General features: G+C 41.0%; 1 protein-coding gene. It reads left to right on the plus strand.

The annotated features are described in order from the left end of the window. The coding region (locus tag IYN84_RS20875; protein WP_196141223.1) for an AMP-binding protein at nucleotides 1–554 on the plus strand (554 nt) is incomplete at both ends.

The following is a 554-nucleotide window of genomic DNA, read 5'->3' on the forward strand; positions in this document are numbered from 1 at the left end:
TTGGTTGAACATAACCGTATTGTCCTCGCATTAGATAATAGTGAGCGTTTCTTACTATTGTCGAACTATGTATTTGATGCATCCGTAGAAGTAATCATGATGGCGATATTAACGGGCGGGACTTTAATTGTTGCCTCTGAACAAGAATCTTTATCATCAATCCAGATTAATCATTTAGTCGAGAGTCAGGCGATTACTCATATTGATGCTCCATCCAGTTTGTTAAAAGTACTGGATATAGAAAGTCACGACAGTGTTAAAAGGGTTGTCTCTGGAGGCGAAAGAACTGAACACCAGTTATATGAGCGCTACGGATCAAAATTAGTCAATGCCTATGGCCCTACCGAGACAACGATTACCAGCCATCAATATCAGTGTCTATCCAGACTATCAAATAGCAATATCCCTATCGGAAAGGTTGTTGCCAATGCTCGCTCTTATGTACTTAATGAATCAATGCAGCCAGTTCCTACAGGAAGTATTGGAGAACTTTATATCGGTGGTGCAGGTGTTGCCAGGGGCTATTGGAATCGACCAGAGTTAACCACAAGTAA

It is taken from the genome of Aliikangiella sp. G2MR2-5 (genome assembly GCF_015687155.1).
Taxonomy (GTDB): domain Bacteria; phylum Pseudomonadota; class Gammaproteobacteria; order Enterobacterales; family Kangiellaceae; genus Aliikangiella.